At 73.8% G+C, this 14,527-nt stretch carries 16 protein-coding genes and 1 pseudogene; 11 read left to right on the top strand and 6 right to left on the bottom strand.

Features of this window, described 5'->3' with window-relative positions; genetic code table 11:
• Positions 1-458 (top strand): HAD family hydrolase (locus tag KBX39_RS07645; protein ID WP_210869761.1); only part of this gene is annotated, 458 nt, incomplete at its 5' end.
• On the top strand, positions 458-1,270 hold the full coding sequence (locus KBX39_RS07640) for an HAD family hydrolase (protein WP_043327724.1): 813 nt from the start codon (positions 458-460) through the stop codon (positions 1,268-1,270). The genes KBX39_RS07645 and KBX39_RS07640, both read left to right, overlap by 1 nt.
• A gap of 35 nt (positions 1,271-1,305) precedes the next feature.
• Here KBX39_RS07640 and KBX39_RS07635 read toward each other — a convergent pair whose 3' ends face one another.
• A complete protein-coding gene (locus KBX39_RS07635; RefSeq protein ID WP_043327723.1) occupies positions 1,306-1,896 on the bottom strand; it encodes a bacterial proteasome activator family protein in 591 nt (196 codons plus the stop codon).
• Positions 1,897-1,953: 57 nt separating this feature from the next.
• On the opposite strand from KBX39_RS07635, the gene KBX39_RS07630 reads away from it, so the two are divergent.
• The gene (locus KBX39_RS07630; RefSeq protein WP_043327722.1) at positions 1,954-2,781 is read left to right on the top strand and encodes a S9 family peptidase; all 828 of its coding nucleotides are present in this window, start codon (positions 1,954-1,956) and stop codon (positions 2,779-2,781) included.
• Between the two features lie 48 nt (positions 2,782-2,829).
• On the top strand, positions 2,830-4,053 hold the full coding sequence (locus tag KBX39_RS07625; RefSeq protein ID WP_043327721.1) for an ABC transporter substrate-binding protein: 1,224 nt from the start codon (positions 2,830-2,832) through the stop codon (positions 4,051-4,053).
• Between the two features lie 67 nt (positions 4,054-4,120).
• Here the strand turns inward: KBX39_RS07625 and ddaH are convergent, their stop codons facing one another.
• Complete coding sequence (ddaH, locus tag KBX39_RS07620) at positions 4,121-4,954, bottom strand: dimethylargininase (protein ID WP_210869759.1); 834 nt, start codon at positions 4,952-4,954, stop codon at positions 4,121-4,123.
• A gap of 59 nt (positions 4,955-5,013) precedes the next feature.
• Between ddaH and KBX39_RS07615 the strand changes: the two genes are divergently transcribed.
• Entirely contained in the window at positions 5,014-5,472 is a 459-nt protein-coding gene (locus KBX39_RS07615; protein ID WP_030499444.1) for an Lrp/AsnC family transcriptional regulator, read from the top strand.
• 55 nt (positions 5,473-5,527) lie between these two features.
• Entirely contained in the window at positions 5,528-6,484 is a 957-nt protein-coding gene (locus KBX39_RS07610; protein ID WP_210869757.1) for a zinc-binding dehydrogenase, read from the top strand.
• A gap of 6 nt (positions 6,485-6,490) precedes the next feature.
• Here the strand turns inward: KBX39_RS07610 and KBX39_RS07605 are convergent, their stop codons facing one another.
• The 3 genes from KBX39_RS07605 to KBX39_RS07595 form a co-directional block, all read right to left on the bottom strand.
• Positions 6,491-7,645, bottom strand: a complete 1,155-nt coding sequence (locus tag KBX39_RS07605) for a hypothetical protein (protein ID WP_210869755.1) — start codon at positions 7,643-7,645, stop codon at positions 6,491-6,493.
• Between the two features lie 65 nt (positions 7,646-7,710).
• Complete coding sequence (locus KBX39_RS07600) at positions 7,711-7,968, bottom strand: DUF6457 domain-containing protein (RefSeq protein WP_210869753.1); 258 nt, start codon at positions 7,966-7,968, stop codon at positions 7,711-7,713.
• On the bottom strand, positions 7,965-8,699 hold the full coding sequence (locus KBX39_RS07595) for an NTP transferase domain-containing protein (RefSeq protein WP_210869752.1): 735 nt from the start codon (positions 8,697-8,699) through the stop codon (positions 7,965-7,967). The genes KBX39_RS07600 and KBX39_RS07595 overlap by 4 nt, the downstream gene beginning before the upstream one ends.
• Before the next feature lie 246 nt (positions 8,700-8,945).
• Between KBX39_RS07595 and fdhD the strand changes: the two genes are divergently transcribed.
• The gene (fdhD, locus tag KBX39_RS07590; protein ID WP_043327716.1) at positions 8,946-9,800 is read left to right on the top strand and encodes a formate dehydrogenase accessory sulfurtransferase FdhD; all 855 of its coding nucleotides are present in this window, start codon (positions 8,946-8,948) and stop codon (positions 9,798-9,800) included.
• A 4-nt stretch (positions 9,801-9,804) separates the two neighbouring features.
• Here the strand turns inward: fdhD and KBX39_RS07585 are convergent.
• Positions 9,805-10,777, bottom strand: a pseudogene (locus tag KBX39_RS07585) (DUF4192 domain-containing protein).
• A 152-nt stretch (positions 10,778-10,929) separates the two neighbouring features.
• On the opposite strand from KBX39_RS07585, the gene KBX39_RS07580 reads away from it, so the two are divergent.
• The 4 genes from KBX39_RS07580 to KBX39_RS07565 are packed head-to-tail and all read left to right on the top strand — an operon-like array spanning position 10,930 to position 14,349.
• Positions 10,930-11,844, top strand: a complete 915-nt coding sequence (locus KBX39_RS07580) for a fructosamine kinase family protein (protein WP_043327714.1) — start codon at positions 10,930-10,932, stop codon at positions 11,842-11,844.
• Positions 11,841-12,818, top strand: a complete 978-nt coding sequence (gene moaA / locus KBX39_RS07575; RefSeq protein ID WP_210869750.1) for a GTP 3',8-cyclase MoaA — start codon at positions 11,841-11,843, stop codon at positions 12,816-12,818. The genes KBX39_RS07580 and moaA overlap by 4 nt, the downstream gene beginning before the upstream one ends.
• A gap of 2 nt (positions 12,819-12,820) precedes the next feature.
• A complete protein-coding gene (locus tag KBX39_RS07570) occupies positions 12,821-13,066 on the top strand; it encodes a MoaD/ThiS family protein (protein WP_209963768.1) in 246 nt (81 codons plus the stop codon).
• Positions 13,067-13,077: 11 nt separating this feature from the next.
• Positions 13,078-14,349 carry a metallophosphoesterase gene (locus KBX39_RS07565; protein ID WP_187693497.1) on the top strand — a complete coding sequence of 424 codons (1,272 nt, stop codon included), beginning with the start codon at positions 13,078-13,080 and terminating at the stop codon, positions 14,347-14,349.
• Positions 14,350-14,527 lie beyond the last annotated feature (178 nt).

Genomic DNA, 14,527 nt, shown 5'->3' with positions numbered 1-14,527 from the left:
ACGCGCCGCTGTGGGGCGACTACCACCCGAGCTGGCCCTACCCGGACCGGTTCGAGGCGCGCAGCCGGATGGAGTGCCTGTCCTGCGACGTGATCAAGGCGTTCGCGCGTACCGCCGACCACCACGTGGACGAGCTGCTGGCCGCCGCCCGGGCGATCGTGCCGCCGGAGGTGGCCACGCTCACCCAGGCCGGGCTCGGCTTCATCGAGATCTGCCCGCCCCGCACCGACAAGGCCAGCGGCCTGAGCGTGATCGCCGAGCGGCTCGGCGTCGACCCGGCCGACGTGCTGGTCTTCGGCGACCAGCCGAACGACCTGCCGATGTTCGACTGGGCCGGGTGGGCGCGGGTGGCGGTGGCGAACGCCCACCCGGAGGTACGCGCCGCCGCGGACGAGATCACCTTGCGCAACGACGACGACGGGGTGGCCGTCTACCTGGACCGACTACTGTCCCGGTGATGGAAGATCCACCTCGGCTCGTCGCCTCCGACATCGACGGCACGCTGCTGCGCGACGACCGGACGCTCAGCCCGCGTACCGCCGGCGTGCTGGCCCGCATCGCCGCCGCCGGCACGCCGGTGGTCCTGGTCACCGGCCGTCCGATCCGCTGGCTGCAAATGGTGTACGAGCAGCTCGCCGCGCCGCTGCCGGCGATCTGCGCGAACGGCGCGGTGGTGTACGACCCGGTCACCGACCAGGTGCTGCGGGCCGACCCGCTCGCCCCGGAGCTGCTGGCCGAGGTGGCCCGGCGACTACGGGCCGAGGTGCCCGGGGTCAGTCTCGCGGTGGAGATCGTGGACAGCCGGCAGATGCGGCACGAGGCGCACTACCCGCTGCGCTGGGACGCCGACCTCGACGCCATCCGGGCCGTCGAGTCGCCCGAGGAACTGCTGGCCGCACCCGCGGTGAAGCTGCTGGCGCGCGCCGGTGAGCAGGACCCGGACGTCTTCGTGCAGGTGGTGGCGGGCGCGCTGGAGGGGCTGGCCGAGGCGACCCACTCGTCGTACAGCGGGCTGATCGAGATCTCGGCCGCCGGCGTGACGAAGGCGGCCGGCCTGGCCTGGTACGCGGAACGGCTGGGCGTCGGCGAGCGGGACGTGCTGGCCTTCGGCGACATGCCCAACGACGTGCCGATGCTGGCCTGGGCCGGACGCGCGGTGGCGGTCGCCAACGCCCACCCGGCGGTACGGGAGATCGCGCACGAGGTCACCGGGCCGAACACCGAGGACGGCGTGGCGGCGTACCTGGAGAAGGTCTTCGAGCTGGACTGAGCGGCCGGGGCGGGTGACGCGCCCGGGCCGACGGGTCACAGGTACTGGCCGGGCGCGTGGCCCTCGCCGGCGCCGGGCATCCCGGGCATGCCCGGGATCACGCCGCCGGGGCCGCTGGGCAGCGCCTGACGGCCCGAGCGCATCTGCTCCAGCTGGACACGGGCGGCCATCTGCTGGGCCACCAGCGCGGCCTGGATGCCGTGGAACAGGCCCTCCAGCCAGCCCACGAGCTGGGCGTGCGCGATCCGCAGCTCGCCCTCGCTCGGCGTCTGCCGCTCGGTGAACGGCAGCGAGAGCCGCTCCAGCTCCTCGCGCAGCTCGGGCGCGAGACCCTCCTTCAGCTCGACGATCGAGCGCTCGTGGATCTCCCGCATCCGGTTCCGGCTGGCGTCGTCCAGCGGCGCCGCCTTCACCTCCTCCAGCAGCTGCTTGATCATGCTGCCGATCCGCATCACCTTGGCCGGCTGCTCGACCAGGCGGGTCGGGTCCTCGCCCTTGCCCTCCTCGTCGGTCTGCACCGTGCCGACCGGGCGGCCGTCCGGCCCGACCACCACCACGGTGCCGGGGATGCCATCGTTGCCCTGCTCGTCGTCCCGTCCGGAATGCGCTTCGGTCATGGCACCCATCTTTACCCACGCCGACCATGTGCACGCGGCCGGACCGGAGGGAGCTACCGTCGCCGCATGCTCTCCGACCCACGCGAGGTGCTGACCCGCCCGTCTCCGCCGCCGGACGCCACAGTCGCCTACGGCGACCACCCGGACCAGCTCGCCGACCTGCGCCGGCCCGCCGGCGACGGGCCGGCCCGGCCGCTCGTGGTCGTGGTGCACGGCGGTTTCTGGCGGGCCGAGTACGACAGGGCCCACACCGGCCCGATGGCGGCGGCGCTGGCCGCGCTCGGCCACCCGGTCGCGCAGATCGAGTACCGCCGGACCGGCCAGCCCGGCGGCGGCTGGCCGCACACCCTCACCGACGTCCGCACCGGGGTCGCCGCCCTGCCCGGTCTGGCCGCCGCCGCGCTGCCCGGCCGGGTGGCGCCCGTACCGCCGATCCTGATCGGCCATTCCGCGGGCGGGCACCTGGCCCTGTACGTGGCCGCGCGCGCCCCGGAGACGGTCGCCGGGGTGGTCGCGCTGGCCCCGGTGGCCGACCTCGCGCAGGCGTACCGGCTGGACCTGGACGGCGGGGCGGTGGCCGCGCTGCTCGGCGGCTCCCCGGAGGACGTGCCGGACCGGTACGCGGACGCGGATCCGTCGAATTTCGTACCCATGCGAACACGGACCGTAGTCGTGCATGGCGAGCAGGATCTTCAGGTTCCCACCTCGATCAGCCGATCCTGGGTGGCCGCCGACCGGGCTGCCGGCGGCACTTCCACCTTGATTGAGCTGCCTGAATGCGAGCATTTCGGGCTGATCGACCCGGAGGCGGCCGCCTGGCCCCGGGTGACACAGGCGTTGCGGTCGCTTCACGATGATCTTCCGGGCATTGACGCAGCGTCGCCGACCAGGTAGAACGCCGAAGGGGTGTGCACCATGGCCACCCCGTCGGGAAGGAAATCGGTGGCACAGATGAACCGCAGGCGGGCTCTGCAACTGCTGGCCGCGCTGGGCACCACCGGACTGGCGGCGGGTTGCGGCTCCGGGGAGGACGACACCGGGGAGCAGGCCGGATCCGGCAGCCCGATCAAGATCGGGCTGATCGTGCCCGGCAGCGGGGCGAACAAGGCCATCGGCGACGAGATCACCAACGGCTTCCAGCTCTACCTCCGCCTGCGCGGCCAGCAGATCGCCGGCCATCCGGTCACGCTGGTGCCGGCCGAGGAGGGCTCCACCGCCGCCAGCGGCAAGGCCGCCGTGGAGCGGCTGATCAAGGAGGGCGTGCTCGCGCTCACCGGCGTGGTCAGCCCCACCGTGATGACCGGCATCAAGGACTCGGTCGAGCAGGCCCGGGTGCCGCTGATCGGCTCCAACGCCTCCCCCTCGACGCTGCAGGGCGTCGTCTACATCTGGCGCACGTCGTACGTGCTGACCGAGCCGGGCGAGGCGCTCGGGGAGTACCTGCGCCAGAAGCTCGACGCGTCGAGCCGCATCGCCATCTTCGGCACCCGCGGCCAGGGCAGCCAGGACGTCGTCGAAGGGCTGCGGCGCGCGTACGAGCGGGGTCGCCGGCTCACCGAGGACCCGATCTACACCGACGACTCCGACAACCCCTCGCGGAATCTCTACGCCGGGCCGATCCGCAAGGCGCTGGAGCGGAAGCCGGACGCGGTCTTCTGCCACTACTCGGGCGCCCAGGCCGTCCAGTTCGTCAAGCAGCTCTACGCCCTGGGCTACCGGGGGCCGATCTACGCCCCCGGGTTCCTCACCGAGGGCACCGCGCTGGACCAGCTCGACGACGGCGAGAAGGGCCGCGACCGCAAGCTGATCGAGGCGAACGGCATCGAGACCGCGCTCAACTACTCGGCCGATCTCAACAACACCGCGAACCGGATCTTCGCCTCGGCGTACCGGAAGACGTTCAACTCCGCGCCGACCACGTACGCGATGGCCTCCTACGACGCCGCGCTGGTGCTGGACAAGGCGATCCGGCTGGCCGGGGCGAACCCGTCCCCGCAGCAGGTCAACCTGGCGCTCGGCAAGGTCGGCCAGGTGGACAGCCCGCGCGGCCCCTGGCAGTTCAACCAGACCCGTACCCCGCAGCAGAAGTGGTACCTGCGCCGGGTGCAGACCGACGGCCGGCTGCTGTCCAACATCGTGATCAACGAGCTGGCCACGCTCGGCTGACCGGCCCCCGTACGCGACGAAGGGCGGTCTCCCCACCGGGAGGCCGCCCTTCGCGCCGAGGCGTGGCTCAGTGCCGCAGTTCGGCGATGCAGCACTTCACGCTGCCACCGCCCTTCTTCAGCTCGGACAGCTCCACCGGGACCGGGTGGTAGCCGGCCGCCTTCAACTTGCCGGCCAGCCGCGTCGCCTCGTTGTTCAGCACCACGTTGAGCCCGTCGCTGACCAGGTTCAGGCCGAACGCCAGCGCGTCCTCGTCGTCGGCGACGATCGCGTCCGGGAACAGCTGGGCCAGCACCTTCTGGCTGGCGGCGGAGAAGGCGCCCGGGTAGTAGACGATGTTCTCGTCGTCGATCGAGGCGAGCGCCACGTCCAGGTGGTAGAAGCGCGGGTCGATCAGGCGCAGCGAGACCACCGGGCGGCCGAGCGCCTCCTGCGCCTCGGCGTGCGCGGCCGGTTCGGTCCGGAAGCCGTGCCCGGCGAGGATCAGGCCGCCGTGGGCCTCCGGCAGGTACGCGAAGTCGCCCTCGCCCTCGTTGGTCTCGTTCGGGGCGATGAACCGCCAGCCCTGCTCCTCGTAGAACGCCCGGTGCACGGCGGCCTCGGCGGTCCGCTGCTCGTGCTTGAACCGGGCCCCGTAGACGGTGCCGTCGACCACGAACGCGCCGTTCGCCGCGTAGACCATGTCCGGCAGCCCCGCCTCGGGCGTGAGCAGGTGCACGTCGTGGCCGAGCCCGACGAGCGTCTCCCGCAGCCGGTCCCACTGCTTGACCGCCAGGTCGGCGTCGACCGCCGTGGTCACGTCCATCCACGGGTTGATCGCGTACTCGACCGTGAAGTGCTCGGGCGAGCACATGAGATATGTCCGCTTTCGCGAGACTCGCTGCTGGTTCACGGTCCCCAAGAGTAGGTACGGTACAACTTTGGTAACAGCCACAAGCATTGCTTCCCGGGAGCAGAACGTTGCAGATAGACGCGGTAGACCAGCGAATCATTGCGTTGCTCGTGGCTGACGCCCGCGCCTCGTACGCGGACATCGGCACCCGGGTGTCACTCTCCGCCCCCGCCGTCAAGCGACGGGTCGACCGACTCCGGTCCGCCGGGGTGATCCGGGGATTCACCGCCGTCGTCGACCCGGCCGCTGTCGGCTGGACCACCGAGGCGTTCGTCGAGCTGTTCTGCGCCGGCCGGACCACCCCGGCACAGATCGGCGCCGCCGCCCGACGGCACCCCGAAGTGGTCGGCGCGTACACCGTCTCCGGCGAGGCCGACGCGCTCGTGCACCTGCGCGCCGCGGACATCTCGCACCTGGAGGAGGCGCTGGAGCGGCTGCGCGCCGAATCGTTCGTCACCTCGTCCCGCAGCACCATCGTGCTCTCCCGGCTGGTCGAGTCCCCCGGCGTCGGACCGTCCACGCCTTGACCTCAACCTCGCTTCATGTCGTGCACTGGTGACCGGCTCGAAGCGAGGGGGCGGTATGCGTGCGGTGTGGCTGCGGGAGTTCGGCGGACCGGAGGTGCTCGTGCCCGGGACGGCACCCGATCCGGCACCCGGACCGGGCCAGGTGCTCGTCGACGTGGCACACGCGAACATCACGTTCGTCGAGACGATGTTCCGGGCCACCGGCTTCGGGCCGTTCGACGCCGAACTGCCACTGATCCCCGGCAACGGCGTCGGCGGGACGATCACCGAACTCGGACCCGGCGTCGATCCGGCGCTCGCCGGGCGCGTCGTGGTCACCGCCACCGGCGGCACCGGCGGGTACGCCGAGCGCGTCGTGGTCGACCGGAGCGCCCCTGTCCCCGTACCCCCGGGGTTGGCCCTGGACGCGGCGGTGGCGCTGATGGCCGACGGCCGGACCGCCCTGATGCTGGCCCGGGCGGCCGGGCTGCGGCGCGGCGACCGGGTCCTGGTGGAGGCGGCGGCCGGCGGCGTCGGGTCGCTGCTCACGCAGTTGGCGGCGGCGTCCGGGGCGACGGTGGTGGCCGCCGCCGGCGGCCCGGCGAAGATGGCCGGGCTCCGCGCGGCCGGCCTCGACCTGGCAGTCGACTACCGGCAGCCCGGCTGGACCGGCCGGGTCCGGGACGCCGTCGGCGCGGTCGACGTGGTGTTCGACGGCGTGGGCGGACCGCTCGCCCGGGAGGCGTTCAACCTGCTCGACCCGGGCGGGCGGATGCTCAGCTTCGGGCTCGCCGGCGGCGCCTGGGCGGACATCCCGGCCGAGGCGGCCACCGCACGCGGCGTCACGCTGCTGAGCCCACGGCCCGGCCCGGACGAACTGCGCGCCCTCACCGAGGCGGCGCTCGCCGAGGGCGCCGCCGGCCGGCTGCGACCGCAGATCGGGCAGCGCTTCCCGCTGGACCGGGCCGCCGACGCGCACGCCGCGATCGAGGCCCGGCAGACCGTCGGCAAGACCCTGCTCGACGTGCGTTGACCCGGCTCAGAGGTACATGCCGGTGCGGTGCTCCTCGGCCCGCGCCGGCTTGTCCCCCTCGCCGAAGAAGCGCTTGCCGCCGAACTCGCCGTGCAGACGGTCGTCCAGCTCGTCGGCGAGACCGGTCATCACCTGCACCGCGAGCATCAGGTGGGTGGGCTGGAAGTTGCGGCCGAACACCGGAATCGAGGCCCACACCGTGTCGTCGGCGCAGTAGAGCCGCCCGATCGGCATCCGGTTGGTCAACTCGGACAGCTTCACGTACAGGCGCTCGGTCGGCTCGACCTCGGTCAGCACCGGCGAGAAGACGTCCACGAGCGGCGGGTTGTCGCGCACCCGGACGAACACCATGGCCGAGCCGGCCCGGATGTTGATGTCACCGTCGGAGTCGACCTGAAGCTGGTCGGACGCGGACTTCAGCATGGTCGACACGACGGTGCGGACCCGCTCCTCCAGGGCCAGCACGTCGTTCTCGCCGGACTGCGCGGCCGCCGCCGCGGCCAACGCCTCGTCCAGGTCGGCCTCGACGTCGCGGTCCGGGCCGAACTCGCTACGGGCCGTGCCGAGCGGCTCCACCGGCAACGGCTCACCCTCGGTGTCGTGCACCAGGTAGACGAGGAAGGCGGGATGCGGGGCGCCGTAGACGTCACGCAGCGTCCGGGACAGCACGGCGGCCAGCCGGGTCGCCTCGTCGGTGCCGCAGTCCAGCCCGAACTGCTCACCGGAACCCGGCACCACGCCCGGCGGCGACCAGCCGAGCGCCACCATGTCGGCCACCGCCGCCCGGTCCAACCGGTAGCCCTGAGGCAGCGTGGCGTTGCCGACCGCCCGGGCCGAGAGGCGACCCTCCTCGCCCGCGTCCACGCTCACCGAGTAGACGGCGTCCCCGGTGCCGGAGGCGGTCGGATCGAGTGTCACCTCCAGGTGACCACCGGCGGGCAGTGCGCGTAGCCGCTCGGCGAGCGCCCGCGCGAACTCACGCCAGGCCTCGGTGACCTTGGCCCGCAGATCAGCGGTGGTCGGCTCGTCGAGCAGGATCGACTCGTGATGCTCCGGCGCGCTGCCGGTGGCGTGGTGTTCCGGCGCGCTGCCGGTGGCGTGGTGTTCCGGCGCGCTGCCGGCAGGCTTGTCGACCGGCGCCGAGGGGTGGTCTGCCGTCATGATCGCCTCCGTCCGTCCCCGCCACCCTACCCACGCGCGGCGGCCACCGAATCACGCGCAAGGCGCTATTCCGCGGGCATGGACCCACCCAGATCCACCGGCCACGAGCCGGCCAGCGCGCTGAGCCGCTCGGCCGCCGCCGCCGGGTCCGCCCCGCGCCCCACCGCCACCCCCAACAGGTACGCGGTGACCGGCGCCCCCGGCCGGACCACCTGATGCGCCACGTCCCGGGCCACGTCCAGCACTGTCGGCACCGGCACCCCGGCCGGGTCCAGGTCCAGCTCGGCGCAGACCGCCGTGACCCAGTCGTCCAGCACCGTCATCTCGACCACTCCTCCGCCCGGCGTACGTCCTCGTCAGTGTCGCAGTCGAACCAGGGCGGAGGACCCGAGCCGGACCACGACACCTCGCGTACGGCGACACCGGTCAGCAGTCCGCGTACCGGCGCCCCGTCGAGGGTGCCGCCCCGCGTCGCGGCGAGCCGGTCGAGGGCGGCCCGCAGGGCCGGTAACCGCCACACCGCGCAGAGCTGCTGGCGGCGGCCGTCGCCGTCCACGTAACAGGCGAGGGCGACGGTCGGTCCGCGCGGGGGGAGCGCTGATGCCCGCTCGGTAGCGCGGTCGAGTTCCCGATCAGCGGCCGGTTCGCGTTCCCGCTCGGCGGCCAGGTCGTGTTCCCGCTCGGCGGCCAGGTCGCGTCCCCGCTCGGCGGCCGGGGTGTCGAGCGCGTGCCGCAGCTCGGTCACGGCGGCGGCGGTGAGCAGCGGGAGATCGGCGGCGAGCAGGGCGACTGTTGTCGTACCCGGGTCGAGCAGCGCCAGCCCGGCCGCAATGGCGGCCACCGGCCCACCCCCGGGTGGCTCCTCACGTGTCGTCCGGACGCCGTCGGGCAGCGGAACGGACGGGCCGACCACGATCCGCTGGTCCGCGTCGGCAACCGCGGCCAGTACCCGGTGCAGCATCGGCCGGCCGCCGACCGGACGGGCCGGTTTGTCGACGCCGCCCATCCGCCGGGCCGCGCCACCGGCAAGGACCACCGCCGCGTACCCCGTCACCGCCTCACCCTATCCACGGCCACGACCGTCGAATCCCGGCTCGGACACGAGGCCCGGGCCCGTGCCCGGCTTCGCTGGCGGTTTTCCGACGTTGATCAACTCCATCTCGCCGAAGTGGCGGCATCCGGGGCCGTCCGATACCGCCACTTCGGCGATCTGGTGTCGATCATGATCGGCTGGGCCGGCGGGGCACGTGAAGGAGTGGGGTGGGGTGCGGGCAGTGGAGGGGCCGGGGAGGATGGCGGGATGGGACGGGCGACAGACCGGCGGAGCGTGCTGCGGATCGACCTCGACGCGACGGGCGAGGGCCGGGGCCGGATCCGCCGCCAGGACACCCTGGCCGCGGAGGAGCCACTGGAGATCCGCGTGGGCGCGGCCGGGCCGGGTCGGCGTCGACCGCTCGCGGTGACTATGCGTACGCCCGGCGACGATCTGGACCTGGCGATCGGCTTCCTGCTCACCGAAGGACTGATCCGGTCGGCCGAGGACGTGCACACCGCACAGCTCTGCGCCGGCGCGGAGACCCCGAACACCTACAACGTGGTCGACGTGGCGCTCACCCCCGGTGTTCCGGAGCCGGTCACCGATCCGTCGCGCAACTTCTACACCACCAGTTCGTGCGGCGTGTGCGGCAAGGCGAGCATCGAGTCGGTGCGTACCCGTTCGCGGTTCGCCGTGCGGGACGACCCGCTGGTGGTCACCGCCGAGTTGCTGGCCGCGCTGCCGGACCGGCTGCGGGCCGCGCAGCGCGCCTTCGACCGCACCGGCGGCCTGCACGCGGCCGGCCTCTTCACCGCCGACGGGGAGATGGTGGTGCTGCGGGAGGACGTCGGGCGGCACAACGCGGTGGACAAGGTGATCGGCTGGGCCGCCCGGGAGGGGCGGTTGCCGCTGGCCGGGCACGTGCTGCTGGTCTCCGGGCGGGCCAGTTTCGAACTCACCCAGAAGGCGTGGATGGCGGGCGTGCCGCTGCTCGCCGCGGTGTCCGCGCCCAGCACGCTCGCCGTCGAGCTGGCCGAGGAGGCCGGGATGACGCTTGTCGGCTTCCTGCGCGGGCCGACCATGAACGTCTACACCGGGGCGGCCCGGATCGGCGGCTGACGGCTCAGCGCCGTGGACGGCGACGGCGACGGCGCAGCACCGGGCCTCCGTCGGAACCGGGCCAGCCGTCCAGCTCGGACGGGGCCACCCCGCGCCGAAGCGCCTCGTCGAGCAGCAGCGCGAGCGAATAGCCGGGGTGGGCGGACAGCACCCGTTCCAGGGCGACAGCCGCCAGCGCCCCGTGCCCGGAGCGCCAGGCGGAGAACGCGAGCAGGCAGCCCGGCGCGGCGATCAGGTCCGGCTCGGCACGCCGCGTCACGTCGGTCCAGAGGCTGATGTCGGCGTCCCGGCCGTCGGTCCGGGACCAGGCGTGATCGCGTACCGGGATGTGGGTGAGCAGGACGGTCAGCCAGGCCACCTCGTCGTCGTCGAGCCGCTCGCCACGCCGCTGCCTGCGGAACGCGGCCCGCACCGCCGCCGTGCCCGCGCTCCGCACCGCGCGTGGTGAATCCTCCGGACCTCCACCGTCGGCCCGCACATCACCGTCCCCCGGCACGGAACTGCCGGCCTCCGGGCTCCGGCCGGACTGCGCGGGCGTCCCGCCGGTGAGCGCGGCCAGGCGCAGACGGGCCCGGCCGGTGGCCCGGCGCATGGCGAGGCGTACCGGCCCGTCGAGCGGGGACACCTGCGCGGCCAGCGGTGACCCGCAGGGCGTCGAGCACGACCAGGCCGGCAGCGGTCAGCGCGTCGCCGATCGCGTCCACGGCACCGGTCACCCGGGCGGCCGGACCGTAGCCGACGACTGTGGCGGCGTCGGCGTCCTGCCGGGCCACCACGTGTGCCAGGTGCCGGGCCGCCGGGCCGGGGTCGGCGCCGGGCGCGGGCAGGTCTCCCCGGGCGGCGAAGACGACGCGCCGGCCGCGTACCGCGACCACCACGACGCTGTCGGCCGGGTGGAAGCCGAGCAGGTAGGGCACGGCCGTGACCATGTCGGCGGGCGAGCGGACGGAGAGGCGGGGTTGCTCGGTGGAGTTCATGCCGGGAGCGTGGGCGGTGGAGTGCCACCGCGTCCGCCCCTGTGGACGACACGCGGTCCGTCCACAGATACGGAGCGTATCGGTCCAGGTCAGGGGCGATCCGTGGCGTCGCTTGCCCCACGGTTGTCCGGGGTACCCGCTACCTTGCGCTCATGGACCTGGCGTACCTGCGGGCACACCCGGAGCACCTGCCGACCTTCCTGACCCACCAGCGGATCCGGGAGACCCCGGTCTCCGGCGGCGACATCTGCGCCGCTTCCCGGCTCACGCTGGACGACGGGCACTCGGTGTTCGCCAAGACGTGGCCGGAGCGGGCGGCGCGTCCACTGCCGGAGGGCTTCTTCGCCACCGAGGCGGCCGGGCTGCGCTGGCTGCGCGAGGCGGGTTCGGTGCCGGTGCCGGAGGTGATCGTGGCGTTGCCCGATCTGCTCGCGCTCGACTGGGTGGAGCCGGGCGAGCCGACGCCGGAGGCCGCGGAGGCGTTCGGGCGTGACCTGGCCGGGCTGCACCGGGCCGGGGCGCCCGCGTTCGGCGCGGACTGGGCCGGGTTCATCGGTGCGCTGCCGCAGGACAACACGCCCGATCCCGGTCCCTGGCCGGACTGGTTCGCCCGGCGCCGCCTCCTGCCCTACCTACGCAGTTCGGTCGACGGCGGCGCGCTCGACGGTTCCGGGGCGGCGCTGGTCGAGCAGGTCGTCGCCCGGATCGGCGAGTTCGGCGGTGACGAGCCGCCGGCCCGGGTGCACGGCGATCTCTGGCCCGGCAACCTGCTCTGGGGCGCCGACGACCGGGTCTGGCTGGTCGACCCGGCCGCGCACGGCGGGCACCGCGAGACCGACCTGGCGCAGCTCGCCCTCTTCGGCGGCCCGCCTCACCTGGACCGCGTCCTGGCCGCCTACCGGGAGGCATGGCCGCTGGCCGACGGCTGGCGGGAACGGGTGCCGCTGCATCAGCTGCACCTGCTGCTCGTGCACACCGCGATCTTCGGCGCGGCGTACGCGGACGCGGTGGCCGCCACCGCCCGGGCCGCCCTCCGGGGCCTCGACCGCGCTACGGTCGACGGATGAGCGCCCCCCGGACGACGACCGACGGCGTCCTCGCCGACCGGTACGGCCGCGTCGCCCGGGACCTGCGGGTCTCGCTGACCGACAAGTGCAACCTGCGCTGCACCTACTGCATGCCGGCCGAGGGCCTGCCCTGGCTGTCCGGTCCGCAGCTGCTCACCGACGACGAGATCGTCCGGCTGGTGGGTGTCGCGGTGACCCGGCTCGGCATCACCGAGGTGCGCTTCACCGGCGGTGAGCCGCTCATCCGGCCCGGCCTGCCCGGCATCGTGGCGGCGGTCGCCGCGCTCACGCCCCGGCCGCGCATCTCGCTGACCACGAACGGCATCGGCCTGGCCCGCATGGCGTCGGCGCTGCGCGACGCCGGGCTGGACCGCGTCAACGTCTCGCTCGACACGCTGGACCGCGACCGGTTCACCGCGCTGACCGGGGCCGCCGAAGCCGGGCTGACCCCGGTGAAGGTCAACTCGGTGCTCATGCGGGGCACGAACGACGACGAGGCGCCCGCGCTGCTCCGGTTCGCGCTCGCGCACGGCTACGAGCTGCGGTTCATCGAGCAGATGCCGCTCGACGCGCAGCACGGCTGGGACCGCTCGACCATGGTCACCGCCGACGAGATCCTGGCCTCCCTGAAGGCCGCGTTCGCGTTGACGCCGGACCCTTCCGAGCGGGGCGCGGCACCGGCCGAGACGTGGCTGGTGGACGGCGGGCCGGCCCGGGTCGGGGTGATCGCCAGCGTGACCCGGCCGTTCTGCGGCGACTGCGACCGCACCCGGCTCACCGCCGACGGCCAGGTGCGCAACTGCCTGTTCGCCACGGAGGAGTCGGACCTGCGCGGCGCGTTGCGCGACGGCGCGGACGACGAGGAGCTGGCCCGGCGCTGGCGCGCCGCGATGTGGGCCAAGCGGGCCGGTCACGGCATCGACGATCCGACGTTCCTCCAGCCCGCGCGTTCGATGTCCGCGATCGGAGGCTGAGGGTGGAGCTGACCGTCCGCTACTTCGCCGGCGCCCGCGCGGCGGCCGGACTCTCCGAGGAGACCGTATCCGCCGGCCGGTCCCTGGACGAACTCCTCGATGACCTGGCCGCCCGCCACGGCGAACGCCTCGCGGTGGTGCTGAAGGCGGCGAGTTTCCTGGTCGACGGCGTGGCCTGTCATGATCGACGGGCGCTGTTGCCGGCCGGGGTGACGGTGGACGTGCTGCCGCCCTTCGCGGGCGGCTGAGGGGGGCACACGTGCTGGCCATGGCGACATTCCTGGGCTTCGTCGTGCTCGTGATCGGCCTGATCCACTTCTACCTGTGGAAGCGGCTGGTCCGGGACACCACGCGCCCGGGGCGGTGGCGCCGGGTCGGCGGGGTGGCGATCGCGGCGCTGGCGGTGCTCGTACCGGTGACTCTGGCGGGCACCCGCAACGGCTGGTACTGGCTGGCCTGGCCCGGTTACCTCTGGGTCGCGCTCATGTTCTACCTGCTGGTGATCCTGCTGGTGCTCGAAGTGCCGACCGCAGTGGTCCGGCTGGTGCTGCGCCGCCGCGCCCGCTCGGTGGTCGCCACCGGCCCGGAGCCCGAGCCCGCACTCGTGGGCGCGGCGACGGCGGAGGGTGCGACGCCACCGCCGGTCGACAGCGCCGACGCGCCACCGGCCGGCGCCCTCGCGCCGGACCACGACCCCTCCCGGCGGCTGCTGCTCGCGCGCGGGGCGGCGATCTTCGCCGGGCTCACCGCCGCCGGCGTCACCGGGTACGGCGTCCGCACCGCCATCGGTCCGCCGCAGCTCGACCGGGTGCAGATCCCGCTGGCCAAGCTGCCCCGGAGCATGGACGGGCTGCGCATCGCCACCGTCTCCGACATCCACCTCGGGCCGCTGCGCGGCCGGGCGCACACCGAGCGGATCGTCGCGATGATCAACCGGATGGACGCCGACCTGGTCGCCGTGGTCGGTGACCTGGTCGACGGCACGGTGGCCGAGCTGGGGGAGGCCGCCGAGCCGCTGCGTGACCTGCGGTCCCGGTACGGCAGCTTCTTCGTCACCGGCAACCACGAGTACTACTCCGGCGTGGAGGAGTGGGTCCGCGAGGTGGACCGGCTCGGCCTGCGCGTGCTGCAGAACGAGCGGCAGGAGATCCAGGCCCGGGGCGGCGTGCTGGACCTGGCCGGGGTGAACGACGTGAGCGCCGCCGGCACCGGGGTGGCCGCGCCCGCCGACTACGCCGCCGCGCTCGGCGACCGTGACCCGAGTCGGCCGGTCGTGCTGCTGGCGCACCAGCCGGTGGCCGCGCAGGAGGCGGCGAAGTTCGGCGTCGACCTCCAGCTCTCCGGGCACACGCACGGCGGCCAGATGGTGCCGTTCAACCTGGCGGTGAAGCTCGAACAGCCGGTGGTCTCCGGTCTCGGCGAGATCGACGGCACGAAGGTCTACGTCACGAACGGCGCCGGTTTCTGGGGTCCGCCGGTGCGGGTGGGCGCGCCTCCCCAGGTGACGCTCGTGGAGCTGCGCGCCCCATAGCGCGCACCCGCCGCCGAGTCCAGCACCGCATTGCTCAGGTCACCCGTTCGCGTGGCGGCGGGCGGGCGGGGGACCGGACGTGACAGGATGCGGCGTGCCTCCGTTCAGCGCCGCACCCTCCGGTGGCCTCCCGCCGTACGTGGCGGACCTGCACATCCACTCGAAGTACTCGCGTGCG

This window comes from Micromonospora sp. D75 (genome assembly GCF_018070405.1).
Taxonomy (GTDB): Bacteria; Actinomycetota; Actinomycetes; order Mycobacteriales; family Micromonosporaceae; genus Micromonospora; species Micromonospora chalcea.
Note: the sequence above shows the minus strand (reverse complement) of the source record. Positions and strands in the feature narration are given on the sequence as shown.

Coding starts and splice junctions, on each gene's coding strand:
- KBX39_RS07640 (WP_043327724.1), top strand. CDS start 458: ATGGAAGATCCACCTCGGCTCGTCGCCTCCGACATCGACGGCACGCTG.
- KBX39_RS07635 (WP_043327723.1), bottom strand. CDS start 1,896: ATGGGTGCCATGACCGAAGCGCATTCCGGACGGGACGACGAGCAGGGC.
- KBX39_RS07630 (WP_043327722.1), top strand. CDS start 1,954: ATGCTCTCCGACCCACGCGAGGTGCTGACCCGCCCGTCTCCGCCGCCG.
- KBX39_RS07610 (WP_210869757.1), top strand. CDS start 5,528: ATGCGTGCGGTGTGGCTGCGGGAGTTCGGCGGACCGGAGGTGCTCGTG.
- KBX39_RS07605 (WP_210869755.1), bottom strand. CDS start 7,645: ATGACGGCAGACCACCCCTCGGCGCCGGTCGACAAGCCTGCCGGCAGC.
- KBX39_RS07600 (WP_210869753.1), bottom strand. CDS start 7,968: ATGACGGTGCTGGACGACTGGGTCACGGCGGTCTGCGCCGAGCTGGAC.
- fdhD (WP_043327716.1), top strand. CDS start 8,946: ATGGGACGGGCGACAGACCGGCGGAGCGTGCTGCGGATCGACCTCGAC.
- KBX39_RS07580 (WP_043327714.1), top strand. CDS start 10,930: ATGGACCTGGCGTACCTGCGGGCACACCCGGAGCACCTGCCGACCTTC.
- moaA (WP_210869750.1), top strand. CDS start 11,841: ATGAGCGCCCCCCGGACGACGACCGACGGCGTCCTCGCCGACCGGTAC.